Genomic DNA, 15,549 nt, shown 5'->3' with positions numbered 1-15,549 from the left:
TTCATTCTCCTTGGAGAGGTTGGGCGGTCTTGCCCATAAGCGGTTGCTTGCGAACTTCGCTGAAGTACATCCAGGCCAGGGACACCCAGACCACGCCGTACATCAACATGAAGCAGGAAGAGCGCACGCCGGTGAGGTCCACCAGGGCGCCGAACAGGATCGGCAGCACAAAGCCGCCCAGGCCACCGGCCAGGCCGACGATGCCGGACACCGCGCCCATGTTTTGCGGGTAGTCATTGGCGATGTACTTGAACACCGAGGCCTTGCCGAACGCGAAGGCGATGCCCATCACAAACAGCAGCACGGTGAACAGCGTGGCGTTGAGGCCGATATGAAAATCGAGGGGGCCGTTGACCGTCATGACCTGCAGTTGGGTCTGCGGGTAGCTGAGCAGGAACAGGCAGATCCAGCTCACCCATAGCACCCACCAGGTCACGCTCTGGGCGCCCCAACGGTCGGACATCCAGCCGCCTACCGCGCGCAATACGCCGCCGGGCAGGGAGAAACAGGCGGCCAGCAGCGCGGCGCTTTGCAGGCTGAAGCCGTATTCCTGCACGTAGTACTTGGTCATCCACAGCGCCAGGGCCACATAGCCGCCGAACACAATCGAGTAGTACTGGCAGTAGCGCCACACCGCCGGGTCCTTGAGGCACAGCAACTGCTGGCGCAGGGTGGCCCCGCCGGCGCTGCGGTGGGTTTTGTCTTCGCTGGTGAGAAACCAGAACAACAACGCGGTGATAAACAGGATCGCGCCAAACACCTTGGGCACCAGGTGCCAGGTGCCCAGGGCGATCAGCGCCGGGGCCAGAAACTTGGTCACCGCGGCCCCGGCATTGCCGGCGCCGAACACGCCCATGGCAAAGCCCTGGTTCTCTTTGTCGAACCACTTGGCGACGTAGGCGATGCCCACCGAAAACGAGCCGCCGGCCAGGCCGACAAACAACCCCAGCACCAGGAACTGCCAATAAGCGGTGGCGTAGGTGATCAGGTACAGCGGCAGCACGCAGGCGAGCATCAGCAAAAAGAACACGATGCGCCCGCCGAAGCGGTCGGTGAGCAGGCCCAGGGGCAGGCGCACCAGTGAGCCGGTCAGCACCGGCGTGGCGGCCAGCAGGCCGAACTGGGTTTCGTTCAGTTGCAAGAGTTCTTTGATCGGCACGCCCAGCACGGCGAACATCATCCACACCATAAAGCAGACGGTGAACGCCAGGGTGCTCATGCCCAGCACCAGGCCCTGTCTCATACGGGGTTGAGTCACGGTATGCGCTCCAGAAAGTGATTCCATGAGCGCAGGTTAGGGGCGACACCCCCGTGGAACTTGACCCAGATCAACGTCGACCCAGGGGGTATGGAGCTATGCTGGCCCCGTCTACCTCCAAGGAGGTAGCCGCAACAACAAGAGAAAGCCTTTATTTATCAATGGATTGGTCTCTTGTGCCGGCTTTTATCCGTGGGAGGGTGCGCCGGCAACTCTTTAGAGGTAGGACGCCAGGGAAGGCCGTGTTCAGCCCTTTTTCCCATGCCCGGTACAACCATGCTGCTCGCCTGCCCCCTTCGATTACGCCGCCATGCTTGACTGGCTGCGCAGCTCCCTGCCGGCCCGCGCCGGCCTGGCCGTTATTCTGATCGCCGTCCTCGCCCTGGCCAGTTCCCTGAGCGCCGGCCTGATCGCGTGGTTCAGCCAGGGCGACGCGGCCGCGATCAACACCGCAGGTTCGGTGCGCATGGAGACCTACCACCTCAGTTGGAAACTCGCCGCCGGCGCACCGCCCGGAGAAATCGAGACCATCACCCAGAGCCTGCAAGGGCGCCTGGACAGCCAGTCCCTCAAGGCGGTGCTTGAAGACGGCCCGCGCAATGCCCTGTTGCAGAGCTACCAGCAGATCCAGCAACGCTGGCACGACGATCTGCGCCCTGCCTTGGCAAGCGGTAACCGTGAGCTGTTCCAGGCCAATGCACCGGCCTTCGTCGAACAGCTCAACCGGTTCGTCAGCCTGTTGCAGCAACACAGCGAACAAAAGCAAAGCTGGCAGCAAGGCATCCAGGGCCTGGCGCTGTTCAGCACCTTGATCATCCTGCTGCTGGGCCTGTACGAATTGCAGTACGGCGTAGTCAACCCCCTGGAAGAACTGGTGCACGCCACCCGGCGCTTCCGTGACGGCGACCTCAAGACCCGGGTCAACCACCGCTCCGAAGATGAGCTGGGGCAGTTGGCACTGAGCTTCAATGCCATGGCCGAGACCATCGAGGCGTCCCACCGCACCCTGGAAAGCCAGGTGCAACTCAAGACCCTCAACCTGCAACAAGCCAACGCCGCCCTCGAATTGCTCTACCAGAGCAGCAGCAGCCTGGCCACGCGCCTGGCCAACGCCGAAGGCCTGGATGAACTGATCCGGCGCTTCCAGACACGCCTGCCGGGCCTGCGCCTGTCGCTGTGCCTGCAAGGCCACTTCCTGGCACCGGCGCAGCAGATGCTCGCCCTGCACGGCGAGCACAGCCGCAATATCTGCGCGATTGGCGATTGCGCGACGTGCGAGCGTCACCACGTTGCGCCGCCGCAGGTGTTCAGCATCAGCAACCAGGGCGCCGAACTGGGCGAACTCAAGGCGCACTTCCTCGACGGCCACGCGCCCCAGGATTGGGAACAACAGTTGATCCAGGCCCTGGCCAACCTGATCGGCACCTCGCTGTCGCTCAAGCGCCAACGCGAGCAGGATCACCGCCTGCTGCTGCTCGACGAACGCACCATCATTGCTCGCGAGCTGCATGACTCCCTGGCCCAGGCGCTGTCGTACATGAAGCTGCAAGTGAGCCGCATGCAAACCCTGATCCGCCGTGGCGAACCGGTGGAGACCCTGGCCACCGTCACCGGCGAACTGCGCGATGGCCTGAACAATGCCTATCGCCAACTGCGCGAATTGCTCACCACGTTCCGTCTGCAGATTCACGACGCCGGGCTGGTACACGAGCTGTCGGACACCGCCGAAGAGTTCTCCCGACGCGGCGAATTCCAGGTGCACTTGCACGTGGAGGCGCTGGCCTTCCAGCTGTCGGCCAGCGAACAGATCCATGTGTTGCAGATCACCCGCGAGGCCTTGTCCAACTGCCTGCGCCATGCCCATGCGCAGAACGCCTGGCTGCAACTGCGCCAGGTCGGCGAAACCGTGAGCCTTTGCATCGAAGACGATGGTCGCGGCTTCTGCGGCGACGTCGACCGCCGCGAACACCACGGCTTGACCATCATGGACGAACGCGCGCGCAGCCTGCACGGCGACCTCGAGATCAACCCACGAGCGCCCCAGGGCACTCGCGTGCAATTGCGTTTCCAGCCGGAATTTCTCGGCCACTCCTTACAAGGCACCGCCCCATGAACACCGCCCCGCGCCACCGTATCCTGCTGGTCGATGATCACCCGATGATGCGCCACGGCATGCGCCAGATCCTCGAACTGGAAGACGACCTTCAGGTCGTCGGCGAAGCCGGCAACGGCCAGGAAGCCCTGGACCGGATCGACGCCCTGCAACCGGACCTGGTACTGCTGGACAACAACATGCCGCACATGAACGGCCTGGAAACCCTGCGCCGCCTGCGCGCCATGCACTATGGCGGCAAGGTGCTGCTCTTTACCGTCTCCGATGCCGAGGACGACATCCGTGATGCGCTGCGCCTGGATGCCAACGGTTACCTGCTCAAGGACATGGAGCCCGAGTTGGTGGTGGAGTTTATCCGTGATGCGCTGCACGGCGCCCTGGTGATCAGCCCAGGGCTGACCCGCGTACTGGCGCAGGCCCTGCGTTCGCCGCAACCCCATGCGGCGGTGGAATTGACGGAGCGCGAGCGCCAGGTGTTACGCACGATCGCCAGTGGGTACAGCAATAAGGTGATCGGGCATAAGCTGGGCATTACCGAGGGCACCGTGAAGGTGCATGTGAAGAACCTGCTGCACAAGCTGGGGTTGCGCTCGCGGGTGGAAGCGGCGGTTTGGGCGATGGAGCATTTGCGGCAGGTGGGGTGAGGCTTTTTGCAAATTTCACTGGGGTTATGCGGTGTTTGAACTGGCCCTATCGGGAGCAAGCCCCCTCCCACATTTGCCTGTATTCACACATCAAAGTGTGGGAGGGGGCTTGCTCCCGATAAGGCCCTTGCTGTCACAGACGACTGACTGCGCCGGCCATATGCTCGGAAATCCGCGCCCGTAACCAGCGCTCCGCCGGGTCGTTGTCATGCACCCCGCTCCACACCATCGACAACTCCGCCGCATCAATTGCAAACGGCGGGTCCTCGGCACGCAACGCCGTGCCCTCGGTCAAGGCACACGCCGCGTAATCCGGCACCGTCGCGATGATCTGCGTGCCGGCCAGCAGCGCCCGCAACCCGCTGAACTGCGGCACGGCCAGCACCACGCGCCGCGCACGGCCGATGCGCGCCAAGTCGAGGTCGATATTGCCGCTCAAATCGCCCGAGAACGACACCATCGCGTGGGGCCTCGCGCAGTAATCGTCCAGGCTCAGCGGTTCGAGGCCGTCATCGCCACGCAGGACCTTGCACGGGATGTCCCGCAGCTTCTTGCGCTTGGCATTCGCCGGCAGCTCAGTGGTGTAGCTCACCCCCACCGAGATCTCGCCGCTGGCCAGCAACGCCGACATCAGCAGGTAGTTGGCGCGGCGCACCACCACGACGATCCCCGGTGCTTCTTCGCGCAGTTGGCTGAGCAACGGCGGGAACAGACCGAATTCGGCGTCATCGGACAGGCCGATGCGAAATACCGCACAGCTGGTAGAAGGGTCGAAATCCTTGGCGCGGCTGACCGCGCCTGAAATGGTGTCCATCGCCGGCTGCAACTCCTTGAGTATCGCCACGGCACGCGGCGTGGGCTCCATGCCCCGCCCGTTGCGCAACAGCAACGGGTCGTCGAACAGATCGCGCAGGCGCCCCAGCGCCGCACTCACCGCCGGTTGGCCCATGAACAGCTTTTCGGCGACCCGGGTCAGGTTCTTCTCGAACATCAAGGCTTCGAAAATCACCAACAGGTTCATGTCGACGCGGCGCAGGTCGTTGCGGTTCATGGCGGTATCCAAACGGTTATCAAGCCGCCAGATAAGCACGCATGACGCGGCGGCGATTGCACGCCTGTGCTGTCTTTTCCTGCACCGCACCTGGCGAAATTAACAACGATTAACTCGTCAGCCGGACGGTCGGGCAACAAGATAAGCACGCTCTACACTGGATCCATTCACCGGGAACGCTCCCATCGACTGCGGATATCTGTCATGGCCCGACTTGAGTACTGTGCCCCCCGTTTGCCCACCACCGGCGGGCTGTGCCCCCGACGCGAACGCATTGCCAAGCAATTGATCCTGGCCAACCTCGGCGAAAGCCTGGCCATTGCCGACTTGGCCCAAGCCTGCGCGCTGTCGCGCAGCCATTTTTCCCGCGCGTTCAAGTGCACCACCGGGCTGTCGCCCCAAGAGTGGATTCGCCAGCAGCGTATCCAGCGGGCCAAGGAGCTGATTACCGGTTCCGAACTGAGCCTGACGCAAATCAGCCTGGAGTGCGGATTCTGCGACCAGGCGCACTTTTGCCACATGTTCACCCGCAGCGAAGGCGTCAACCCGATGACCTGGCGAAATCACCAATTACGCAACAAGCCCCAAGTGATCGCCGCCTAGTGGTCTGCATGCGCCTGGCATATGCTGGCCGCCTACTGTCCCCGGAGCATGGCCACCCATGAGTGACCTCAGCGACCAAGCCGTGCATTTCGGCCCCTACCGCGTGCATCCGCGCCAGCGCCTGGTGCTGGAGGCCGGGCGCCCGTTGCGCCTGGGGCGGCGGGCGGTGGATATCCTGCTGGTCCTGCTGGAACAGGCCGGCAATGTGGTGAGCAAGCAGGACCTGATCGCCCGAGTCTGGCCCAGAAGCGTGGTGGAAGACGGCAACCTGCGCGTGCACATGGCGGCGCTGCGCAAGGCATTGGGCGATGGCCAGGCCGGGCAGCGCTATATCGTCACGGTGGCCCAGCGCGGCTACAGTTTTGTTGCACCACTGAGCATCGAACCGATGACGCTACCCACCGAAGGCGTGCCGCAACGCCCGAGCCATAACCTGCCGTTGCGGCGCACCCGCATGATCGGCCGCCAGGCCCTGATCGACAGCCTGGTGCAGCAGTTGCCCGCGCAACGCTTCATTACCCTGACCGGCGCCGGCGGCATCGGCAAGACCACCGTCGCATTGCGCGTGGCGGAATTGCTGATCGGCAATTACCGCGATGGTATTCGCCTGTTGGACCTGGCGCCACTGAGCACGCCGTCGATGATCCTGCCCAACCTCGCCAGCCTGCTCGACCTGACCCACACCGAACACGCACCGCTGGTGTCCTTTGCCCGCAGCCTGCACGAGCGCCAGTTGCTGCTGGTGATCGACAACTGCGAGCACCTGCTGGACGACATTGCGCTGATCTGCGAAACCCTGCTGCGGCATGCGCCCAGCGTGCATATCCTGACCACCAGCCGCGAAGCATTGCGGGCCGAAGGCGAATACGTGCAGCGCCTGGAACCGCTGGCCTGCCCGCCCACCACCGGCAACCGCGCCCAGGCCCTGGGTTACCCGGCCCTGCAATTGCTGATCGAACGGGCGATGTCCCATCAGGACAGTTTCGCCCTCGGCGAAGCCGAACTGCCCCTGGCGATTGACATCTGCCAGCGCCTGGACGGCATACCCCTGGCGATCGAACTGGTGGCGGCGCAGATCGAACGTTTCGGCCTGCCCGGGCTGCTGGTGCAGATGGAAGACAATTTCCGCCTGCTGACGCGGGGCCGACGCAGCGCCCTGCCCCGCCACCAGACCTTGCGCGCCACGCTGGATTGGAGCTTCGACCTGCTCACCGGCTGCGAGCAGGTCTGCCTGCGCCGCCTGGCGGTGTTTCGCGGCGGGTTCAGCCTGGCCAGCGCCGCGGCGGTGATCGCCGGCGAGCAGATCGCGCCCGCCGAGGTACTCGGCTCGATCACCCAACTGGTGGCCAAGTCCTTGCTTAATGTGGAGGCCGCCGATGACGACATGGTGTACCGCCTGCTGGACATCACCCGCACCTACGCCCTGGAAAAACTCAGCGTTGCCGATGAGCTGGACGCCACCCGCGAGCGCCACGCGGCGCGCTGCCTGGCGTTGATGGAGCAAGCCCAGGAGGATTGGCACCAGACCGCCACCCAAGCCTGGATCGACCGCTATGCCCCGTTACGCGAAGACGTGCGCGCCGCGCTCGACTGGGGCCTCGCCGAAGGTGGCGAGCACCTGTTGGCGATCCGCCTGACCGTCAGCGCAATGCCTTTGTGGCAAGAACTGTCATTGCTCAGGGAGCACGGGTTGTATGTGGGCAAGGCGCTGGCACTGCTAGGCACGGTGATCGCGCCGTGCCCGCGCTTGAACATGCAACTGCAGTTGGCGCTGGGCAGCCTGTCTTATCACGCCGTGGGTGGCGCGGCGCAGACCATCGCGGCGTTTGTCGACGCCCGGCGCCTGGCCGATGAGCGCCAGGATCTTTCCGGACAATTGCGCGCAGTCTCCGGGCACATGGCGGTGAACCTGTGTGCCGGCCTCTATCGCCAGGCGCTGGAACAGAGCCTGCAATTCGATCACCTCGACCCGCGCACCGATCCGCTGCTGGACCTGAGCGCCCAGCGCCTGCGCGTACTGGCCCAGCACTTCACCGGCAATCAGACGCTGGCCCGGCAGAACGCCGAGCAGGTGATCCAGCGCATGGCCCAGAGCGGCCACCTCAACCGGTTTGGCCACAGCATCGGCGTGCAATACGACCAGAGCGTGGCTTCGCTGACAGTGCTGGCGCGGATCCTGTGGCTGCAAGGCTTTCCCGAACAGGCTTCGCGCACCGCCAACCAGGCGCTGGAGCTGGCGCTGCAAATCAATCACGGCACGTCCATCTGCTACACCCTGGCCCTGGCCGGCGTGGTCATCGCGCGCCACAACGACGACGCCAACACTGCCCACACCTTGCAAGCGCTGCTGCTCGAACATGCCCACAAACATTCGGTGCAGTTGTTCCAGACGTGGGCGGGGCATTACGCAGGCATCCTCGGCCACCGCGATTTGCAGGGCATGGGGATTGTCCAGGACATCCTGATCACGTTGGGCGTGCATGAAGTTGACATGGCCGGGGTCGAACGCGCTCGCCAGGGTGACGCCGGCTGGTGCGCCCCGGAAGTCCTGCGGGTGTATGCCGAACACGCTCTGGCGGACGACCCCAGCGGCGCGCAGGCACTGCTGCTCGAAGCGCTGGACCTGGCACGCCAGCAAGGCGCGCTGGCCTGGGAGCTGCGCTGCGCGGACTCATTGGCAAGGCTATGGCAAACCCAGGGTCGCGTGCAGGCGGCGCGCGATCTGCTGAGTGCGGTGTATGCGCGATACACCGAGGGTTTTGCCACGCGCGATCTAGTCCGCGTACGCGGCCTGCTCGATGAGCTGCAGGACAAACGGCCGGCCTGAAAACGGCCCCGGGTAATGCCCGTCGCCCTGCTGCAGGCGCGCCACTTGCCGGGGGTCACGCAGTTGCGCCAGGGCGTAGCTGCGCATGCAATGCAGCAAGCGATAACGTTCGGGGCCAAGGCCAGGCTCCACCGCCAGCAACGACATGTCGACCAGCCGCCCGAGCACATGCGCCAAGTCGGCATGCTCAAGCTCGGTGCCCGCCACCAGTTGGCTCAAGGTGGGCAACGTCACCGCCATCTTGAACAAGCCCAGTTGCAGGAACAGCCAGCGCTGCGGCAGGCTCAGGCGCTCGTAGCTCCAATCCAGCGCCGCCGTGAACGATTGATGACGCTCCACCGCCGTGCGCCGCCCCCTCGTCAACACTTGCAGGCCTCGGCGCAGTTGTGCCTGCAAACCATGCACGCCCAAGGCGTGAACTTGGGCGGCCGCCAGCTCAAGGGCCAAGGGGATGCCATCCAGCCGTCGACAGATATCGCGCAACGGCGCCAGCTCCTGGGGCCGCAACACAAAGCCCTGCTGCCCGGCACGCGCCCGCGCCACGAAAAGTTGCACGGACGGGCACGCCAGCGCGTGCTCGACGCTGCCCAACGCCGACGGTGCCGGTACTGCCAAACGCGGTACGCGTTGCACCCATTCGCCAGGCGCATGCAAGATTTCGCGGCTACTGAGCAACACCGTGACCTGGGGGGCGTTTTCGCGCAGCACGCGCAGCAGATGCCGGCAGGCCGCGAGCAGCAGGTCGGCACCGTCGAGTATCAACAACAGTTGGCGCGGGGCCAATTGGCGGCACAGTTCGGTGGCGTCGGTGCATGGCGCCAACTGCAGCGCGCTTGCAACGTGCCGCAACATCGCAATCGGCGCATGTACGGTGGCCAGATCGACCCACCACACACCGTCGCGATAACGCGGCAATACGCGCTCGGCCAGCGCCTGGGCCAGGCTGCTCTTGCCCACGCCGGCGCAACCGGTAAGCGTCATCAGCCGTTGCCCGGACAGACGCCGTACCAGCACGCCCAGCAGCTCGTCGCGGCCGAGCACCGGGCTGAGGCGCGCGGTCAGATTGTGTGGCGGTATCACGACCGGCACCTGCCCGTGTACGGATGCGGCGAAGCAATACCCTCGCTGGGGGTCGTTGATGATGAAGCGTTGCCCGCCAAGGGCACGGCGCAAGGCGGCAATGTGCACGCGCAGATTGCCTTCCTCCACCACGCTGCACGGCCAAACCCGTTCGATCAGGGTGGCCTTGCCGACAAATTGTCCCGGTGCTTCGAGCAGCACCGCCAGGATATCCAACGCCCGTCCCCCCAAGGGCACCGGCCAGCCCGCCTTGCTGACCAGCCGTTGTTGGCGGTGAAAGGCATACGCCCCGAAACGCAGCGTGCCTTCAGCGTCAGTTGCCTGGGGGTTGTTCATGGCTGCAATCGCGCTGAAACACCCGGTCTTGGGCGTCCGCGCATCCTTTTCCGTGGGCTCGCCGTTATCTTGCCAGTTACCAAAGACAGGGCAATGCTGGCACGGGGAGCGACACGGACAATCGAGTGCGCGAGACGGACATCCTGTCGCTAACTGAACTGTTGTCGGTATTGAGTGGGGTTCAGGCCGAGCTTTTCACTGAACAGGGCACGCATATACCGCACGCTGCCGAAGCCGGCATGGAAGGCCACTGTCTTGAGCGGCAGGTCGGTGCTTTCCAGCAATTGCCGCGCGCGGTCGATACGCGCGCCTTGCAAAAAGGCCATGGGCGTCATCCGCACCTCGCGGGCGAACAACCGGGCGAAATGGCGTGCGCTCATGCCGGCAAGTTCAGCCATGGACTCGATGGTGAACGACTGTTCCAGATGGGCCAGCACATGGGTCTGTACGCGGGTGATCGGGGTTTCCTGGGGCGCCACCGCCGCAGTCATCGGGCTGAACTGGGCCTGGCCGCCCTGGCGCTTCATCACCACCAGCAGCACCTTGGCCACGTCCACCGCGACTTGCTTGCCGTGGTCCTGGGCCACGACGGACAACGCCAGATCGATACCGGCAGTGACCCCGCCCGAGGTGATCAAGCGCCCGTCCTGCAAGTAGATGCGATCGGTCTCGACGTTGGCCTTGGGGAACGCCTTGATCAGCCGCTCGGTGTAGTGCCAATGGGTGGTGACGCGGTGATCGTCAAGCAACCCGGCATGCCCCAGCACAAACGCCCCGGTACAGATCGAACCGAAGCGCCGCGCGCGCGGGGCGGCCGCTTTGAGCCAGGGCAGCAGATCGGGGTGGCACTCGTTATAGGCCCCCGGGCCGCCAGGCACCAGCAGCAGGTCATAGGCGCCGTCGGCCTGTTCCAGCAGCAGGTCGGCCTGCACCAGTACGCCATTGGATGCGCGCAGTGGGCCGGGCTCGGTGCCGATGATGAGGATCTGGTAATGCGCCGCAGCCGGCAGGTAGCGGTTGGCAATGGAAAACACTTCGAGCGGCCCGGCCATGTCGAGCAGCAGGAAGTCCGGAAACAGCGCCATGGCCACGGTTTTCATAGCGGGAAGTCCATCGGAAGGAAGAAGGCGGCGGGCAGTATGACACGTCCAGCACTGTCAACTTCAAGGAGACAGTTATTCAAATTCCAACTTCTTAATGAATACCCCGATAACCAGTAACCTTCTTCTCAACGCAAGCGCCCTGCATTTCGCAGCCCACGCTCACTTGAGGACACCACCATGCTGACCCTTCGCAAAGCTTCCGAACGCGGCGCCGCCAATCACGGTTGGTTGAAGTCGTTCCACACCTTCTCGTTCGCCAACTACTGGAACCCTGCCGAACAGGGCTTTTCCGACCTGCTGGTGATCAACGATGACCGCGTCGCCGCCGGCAAAGGCTTCGGCCAGCACCCGCACCGCGACATGGAGATTTTCTCCTACGTGCTGGAAGGCGCGCTGGAACACAAGGACACCCTGGGCACCGGCTCGGTGATCCGCCCAGGTGACGTGCAACTGATGAGTGCCGGCAGCGGCGTGGCCCACAGCGAGTTCAACCACAGCCAAAGCCGTGGCGTGCACTTCCTGCAAATCTGGATCGTGCCCGCCGTGGCCGGCGCCGAGCCGCGCTATCAACAGGAGCACTTCAGCGAGGCGCAAAAACGCGGGCGCCTGCAATTGATCATCTCGCCGGACGGTGCCGACGGTTCCTTGAGCGTGCGCCAGGACGCTCGGGTGTATGCCGGGCTGTTCAACGGTGACGAGGCCGCCACGCTCGACCTGCCGCCCAATCGCCATGTGTACCTGCATGTGGCCCGGGGCAGCGTGGAAGTCAACGGCCAACGCTTGCAGGAAGGCGACGGTGCGCGCATTCGCGATGAACAACAGGTCCGCCTCAGCCACGGCGACGATGCCGAGGTGCTGGTGTTCGACCTGCGCCCTCAAGAACTGCCGCAGATGCCATGAAGTGCGCCGCGATGGCCCCGCGAAATGGGCCATCGCTGACGTCGATAGTCACCATCAGCGCAATGAAGTTCTCTTAAAAAATGCAACGCGTAACATCAAACCCATACCCGGCAACACCTACTTAAAACACTTGGAGCACACCCTCATGAAACGCCAAATCTTGCTTAGCCTTGCTTTCTCGGTACTCGCTGCCAACGCATTTGCCCACCCTGTCGTTGCAGAAGGTGGCGCGGATCGCCTGATCGAAAGTCGTGTTGCCGAAGGCGGGGCTGATCGCCTGCAAGGCAACCGTATAGCTGAAGGCGGTGCGGATCGTCTGCAAGAACGTGGCCTGGCTGAAGGCGGCGCGGATCGCTTGCAGGAACGTGGCCTGGCTGAAGGCGGCGCGGATCGCTTGCAGGAACGTGGTCTGGCTGAAGGTGGCGCGGATCGCCTGCAGGAACGTGGCCTGGCTGAAGGCGGCGCGGATCGCTTGCAGGAACGTGGCCTGGCTGAAGGCGGTGCGGATCGTCTGTTGGACAACCACGCATAACCCGCCCTGTTCGCGGGGCACCCCAAACCGGCCTGATCAGCCGGTTTTTTTTCGTCTCGGATTTAATGCAGGTCGCGGTCCAGCCGCACCACCGCCTTGCCGATCTGTTGTCGCGCTTCGATGCGCGCATGCACCTGTTGCACGGCGTCCAGGGTGTAGTGCTCCTGCGTATCCACCACCAATGCCCCTTCCAGCATCGCGGCAAAGACTGCATTGGCACGTCGCTGCACCGTCGGGCCGTCAGCCATATGATCCGCCAGGCGCGGCCGGGTGAGGAACAATGAGCCGGCCTCCCCCAATTCAATCGGGTCAAGGTCGGTCAGCGAGCCCGAGACATTGCCATAGTTGACGATCAAGCCGCGCTGACGACAGGCACGAAAGCTGTCACGCAAGGTGCTTTTGCCGAGCGAATCAAACACCACGTCCACCCCCTGCCCGGCGGTAGCCTCCAGCACGCGGTCGGCAAACCGGCCGTCGTCGTACACCCAGGCCTGATGAGCGCCACGCTCACGGGCAATCGCACATTTTTGCGCTGAACTGCCGGTGGCCAATACCGTGGCGCCGATGTGCCTGGCCATCTGTACCAACAGTTGGCCGATGCTGCCGGACGCAGCGTGGACCAGGCAGGTGCTACCCGCCTGCAACCGCGCCACATCTTCAATCAAGTAATGCGCGGTGCAGCCCTGGAACATCGCCGCAGCGGCTTGATCGAAGGCGATGGCATTGGGAATCTGCGCAACCTTGTCGGCGGGCACCGAGGCATATTCAGCGTAAGCGCCCCACGCGATGCACCAGGCCACGCGATCGCCGACGGCCAAATGGCTGACCCCCGCCCCCACCTCCACCACCACGCCTGCGCCTTCCATGCCCAAGGTACAGGGCAAGCGTACCGGGTAGGTGGCCGAATGGGCGTACTTGCCCTGGCGGGTATGCACATCCATGAAGTTGATGCCGGCGCAGGCGACTTTGATCAACACGTGACCCGCCGTGACCTGAGGCGTGGGAACGTCATGGCGCACGTGGACCACTTCAGGGCCGCCGTAGGTTTGCAGCGTGATGGCTTTCATCGAGGGAACAACTCCGTTTGCACTGGGAAGCGGCCATGGTAAAAGCATGGGCTCAGTAGGAAAATTCCCCAATACTTCACACCCTCCGCGCGGAAATAACCCGATGTTCGATTGGCAGGATCTGTATTACTTCACCGTACTGGCCCGTACCCAATCCCTGTCGGCCGCCGCCCGCGAGCTGCAGGTGGAACACGCCACGGTAGGCCGGCGCGTAGATGCCCTGGAAAAAGCCCTCGGCGTAAAGCTGGTGGACCGTCTGCCGCGCAGCCGCCCGCTGACCGCCCAAGGCCTGGCACTGGCCGAATTGGCGGCGGGCATGGGTGATATGGCCACGCAGGTGATGCGCCTGTCGCGCGTGGCCTGCATTGAAATGGCGGGCACGGTGCGCATCAGTTGCCCGCCGTCCATCGCCAACTATTGCGTGGCGCCCCAAGTGGCACGCCTGCGCGCCCGGTTCCCGCAGGTGAACCTGGTGCTGCTGCCCTCCACTCAACTGGCGGCGCTGGACAAAGGCGAGGCCGACATTGCCCTGCGCACCGTACGCCCCGACGATGAAGCGCTGGTGCGCCGCAAAGTCGGCGTCGTGCGCTTTGGGCTGTATGGCCCGGCAACGTTCCTGCACCTGCCCGCCGAACAGTGGGCCTTCATTGCCTACGACAGCAGCCGCGATCACTTGCCCCAGCAGGCCTGGATGCATCAGGTGCGCGGCCATCGAGAAATTGCATTCGCCGCCAGTGACTTGAGCACCCAGCAAATGGCGGCGCGGTCGGCCATGGGCGCGGTGGTGCTGCCGACCCTGGTGGGCGATCACGACCCGCTGCTGGTGCGGCTCCCCACCGCCACCGAAGGCCCTTTGCGCGATATCTGGCTGACGGTGTACCCCGACATGCGCCGCTCGCCATTGGTCAAGGTGGTGATGGAGTTTCTAGTCGACTGCCTTGAGAGCCAGGCGCAGTTACGCCGCTGACTCAACTGGACGTGGCGAGGAAGCGCTTGCGATACGCCGCCGGCAGCAGCCCCACCCGCTGCTGGAACAGGCGGCGGAACGAGTTGCTGTCTTCATAGCCCACCGCATACGTGATGCTCTCCAACGTCATGCGGGTGGACTCAAGCAGGTGTTTGGCCCGTTCCAGGCGCAGGGTTTGCAGATAACCGATTGGCGTGCAGTCGGTCGCCTCCTTGAAACGGCGCTTGAAGTTGCGCACGCCAAAACCAAAACGCCGGGCTACGTCGTCGATCACCAGTGACTGGGCAAAGTGCTGCTCCAGCCAGTACTGCACCCGCAGTATCTCGCCGTCGCCGTGATGCCTGGGCAATGACCACATGGCATACACCGACTGCTCGCTGCGCACGCCGTCGACCAACAGGTATTTGCCACAGGTATGGGCCAGTTCGGCTGAGCCAAAGCGGCGAATCAGGTGCAGCATCAAATCCATCGCCGCGCTGGCGCCCCCGCAGGTGATCACGCGGTTTTCCTCGCAGAGTATCTGCGCGTCGTCCAGGTGAACCTGCGCATAACGTCGGCGAAACAGGTCGGCAAACGCCCAGTGGGTGGTGGCGCGCAGGCCTTGCAACACCCCGGTTTCGGCCAGCAGGAAGGCGGCGGTGCACATCGACGCCAGCACCGCGCCGCGCCCATGTTGCTCGCGCAGCCAGGGGCCGTAGGCGGGAAACGCCGGCAATGCGTCTTTGAGCGTAAAAAGAAAGCCGGGGATGAGCACCAGGTCGGTCTGCGCGATCTGCGTGACTGCGCAGTCCACTTGCAGGCGCTGCCCGCCCCAGGTCACCACTGCTTGGCCGTCCAGGGAGGCGAGCACGATTTCGAACGGCGGGCGCTCGGCAAACTGGTTGGCCGCGCTGAGCATTTCCACCGCCAGGGTGGCGCTGGCGGCAGAACATTGATCAGCCAGAAGCAACGTGATGTGCATGAAAGGAACCCGATTGCGCTTTTCGCATGAAATAAGTCATTTGCGCACCTACCTTAGCGGATTCCCGGTCCTTACAGTGCTGCCATTCATCATCCATTTGGCGCTCC

Annotated in this window: 13 protein-coding genes; 7 read left to right on the top strand and 6 right to left on the bottom strand. The window is 64.0% G+C overall.

Annotated features, from left to right (window positions below):
* Position 1: 1 nt before the first annotated feature.
* The gene (locus AB4N98_RS24285) at positions 2–1,243 is read right to left on the bottom strand and encodes an MFS transporter (RefSeq protein ID WP_068935821.1); all 1,242 of its coding nucleotides are present in this window, start codon (positions 1,241–1,243) and stop codon (positions 2–4) included.
* A gap of 325 nt (positions 1,244–1,568) precedes the next feature.
* Here AB4N98_RS24285 and AB4N98_RS24280 point away from each other — a divergent pair, with 325 nt between their 5' ends.
* Together AB4N98_RS24280 and narL are read left to right on the top strand one after the other, a co-directional pair.
* The gene (locus AB4N98_RS24280; protein WP_460059966.1) at positions 1,569–3,371 is read left to right on the top strand and encodes a HAMP domain-containing protein; all 1,803 of its coding nucleotides are present in this window, start codon (positions 1,569–1,571) and stop codon (positions 3,369–3,371) included.
* Positions 3,368–4,015 carry a two-component system response regulator NarL gene (gene narL / locus AB4N98_RS24275; protein WP_017527361.1) on the top strand — a complete coding sequence of 216 codons (648 nt, stop codon included), beginning with the start codon at positions 3,368–3,370 and terminating at the stop codon, positions 4,013–4,015. Before AB4N98_RS24280 ends, narL begins: the two co-directional genes overlap by 4 nt.
* A 133-nt stretch (positions 4,016–4,148) precedes the next feature.
* Here narL and AB4N98_RS24270 read toward each other — a convergent pair whose 3' ends face one another.
* Entirely contained in the window at positions 4,149–5,066 is a 918-nt protein-coding gene (locus AB4N98_RS24270; RefSeq protein WP_017527360.1) for a LysR family transcriptional regulator, read from the bottom strand.
* Positions 5,067–5,270: 204 nt separating this feature from the next.
* Between AB4N98_RS24270 and AB4N98_RS24265 the strand changes: the two genes are divergently transcribed.
* The gene (locus AB4N98_RS24265) at positions 5,271–5,669 is read left to right on the top strand and encodes a helix-turn-helix domain-containing protein (RefSeq protein WP_065878795.1); all 399 of its coding nucleotides are present in this window, start codon (positions 5,271–5,273) and stop codon (positions 5,667–5,669) included.
* A gap of 58 nt (positions 5,670–5,727) precedes the next feature.
* Positions 5,728–8,496 carry an ATP-binding protein gene (locus AB4N98_RS24260; RefSeq protein ID WP_267864399.1) on the top strand — a complete coding sequence of 923 codons (2,769 nt, stop codon included), beginning with the start codon at positions 5,728–5,730 and terminating at the stop codon, positions 8,494–8,496.
* Here AB4N98_RS24260 and AB4N98_RS24255 read toward each other — a convergent pair.
* Positions 8,443–9,912, bottom strand: a complete 1,470-nt coding sequence (locus tag AB4N98_RS24255; protein WP_217855118.1) for a winged helix-turn-helix domain-containing protein — start codon at positions 9,910–9,912, stop codon at positions 8,443–8,445. The genes AB4N98_RS24260 and AB4N98_RS24255 overlap by 54 nt on opposite strands.
* Positions 9,913–10,061: 149 nt before the next feature.
* Positions 10,062–11,012, bottom strand: a complete 951-nt coding sequence (locus AB4N98_RS24250) for a GlxA family transcriptional regulator (protein ID WP_065878791.1) — start codon at positions 11,010–11,012, stop codon at positions 10,062–10,064.
* 180 nt (positions 11,013–11,192) lie between these two features.
* Between AB4N98_RS24250 and AB4N98_RS24245 the strand changes: the two genes are divergently transcribed.
* Both AB4N98_RS24245 and AB4N98_RS24240 read left to right on the top strand, forming a co-directional pair.
* The gene (locus AB4N98_RS24245) at positions 11,193–11,915 is read left to right on the top strand and encodes a pirin family protein (RefSeq protein WP_017527355.1); all 723 of its coding nucleotides are present in this window, start codon (positions 11,193–11,195) and stop codon (positions 11,913–11,915) included.
* A 145-nt stretch (positions 11,916–12,060) separates the two neighbouring features.
* Entirely contained in the window at positions 12,061–12,447 is a 387-nt protein-coding gene (locus tag AB4N98_RS24240) for a hypothetical protein (protein WP_017527354.1), read from the top strand.
* Between the two features lie 62 nt (positions 12,448–12,509).
* Here the strand turns inward: AB4N98_RS24240 and AB4N98_RS24235 are convergent, their stop codons facing one another.
* Positions 12,510–13,514 carry a quinone oxidoreductase family protein gene (locus AB4N98_RS24235; RefSeq protein WP_135196920.1) on the bottom strand — a complete coding sequence of 335 codons (1,005 nt, stop codon included), beginning with the start codon at positions 13,512–13,514 and terminating at the stop codon, positions 12,510–12,512.
* Between the two features lie 103 nt (positions 13,515–13,617).
* Here AB4N98_RS24235 and AB4N98_RS24230 point away from each other — a divergent pair, with 103 nt between their 5' ends.
* The gene (locus AB4N98_RS24230) at positions 13,618–14,481 is read left to right on the top strand and encodes a LysR family transcriptional regulator (RefSeq protein WP_017527352.1); all 864 of its coding nucleotides are present in this window, start codon (positions 13,618–13,620) and stop codon (positions 14,479–14,481) included.
* 1 nt (position 14,482) lies between these two features.
* Here AB4N98_RS24230 and AB4N98_RS24225 read toward each other — a convergent pair whose 3' ends face one another.
* Entirely contained in the window at positions 14,483–15,442 is a 960-nt protein-coding gene (locus AB4N98_RS24225; protein WP_017527351.1) for a GlxA family transcriptional regulator, read from the bottom strand.
* Positions 15,443–15,549: the final 107 nt, after the last annotated feature.

The organism is Pseudomonas sp. S3_E10 (assembly GCF_054667615.1).
This window is presented reverse-complemented; position numbering and strand designations above follow the sequence as displayed.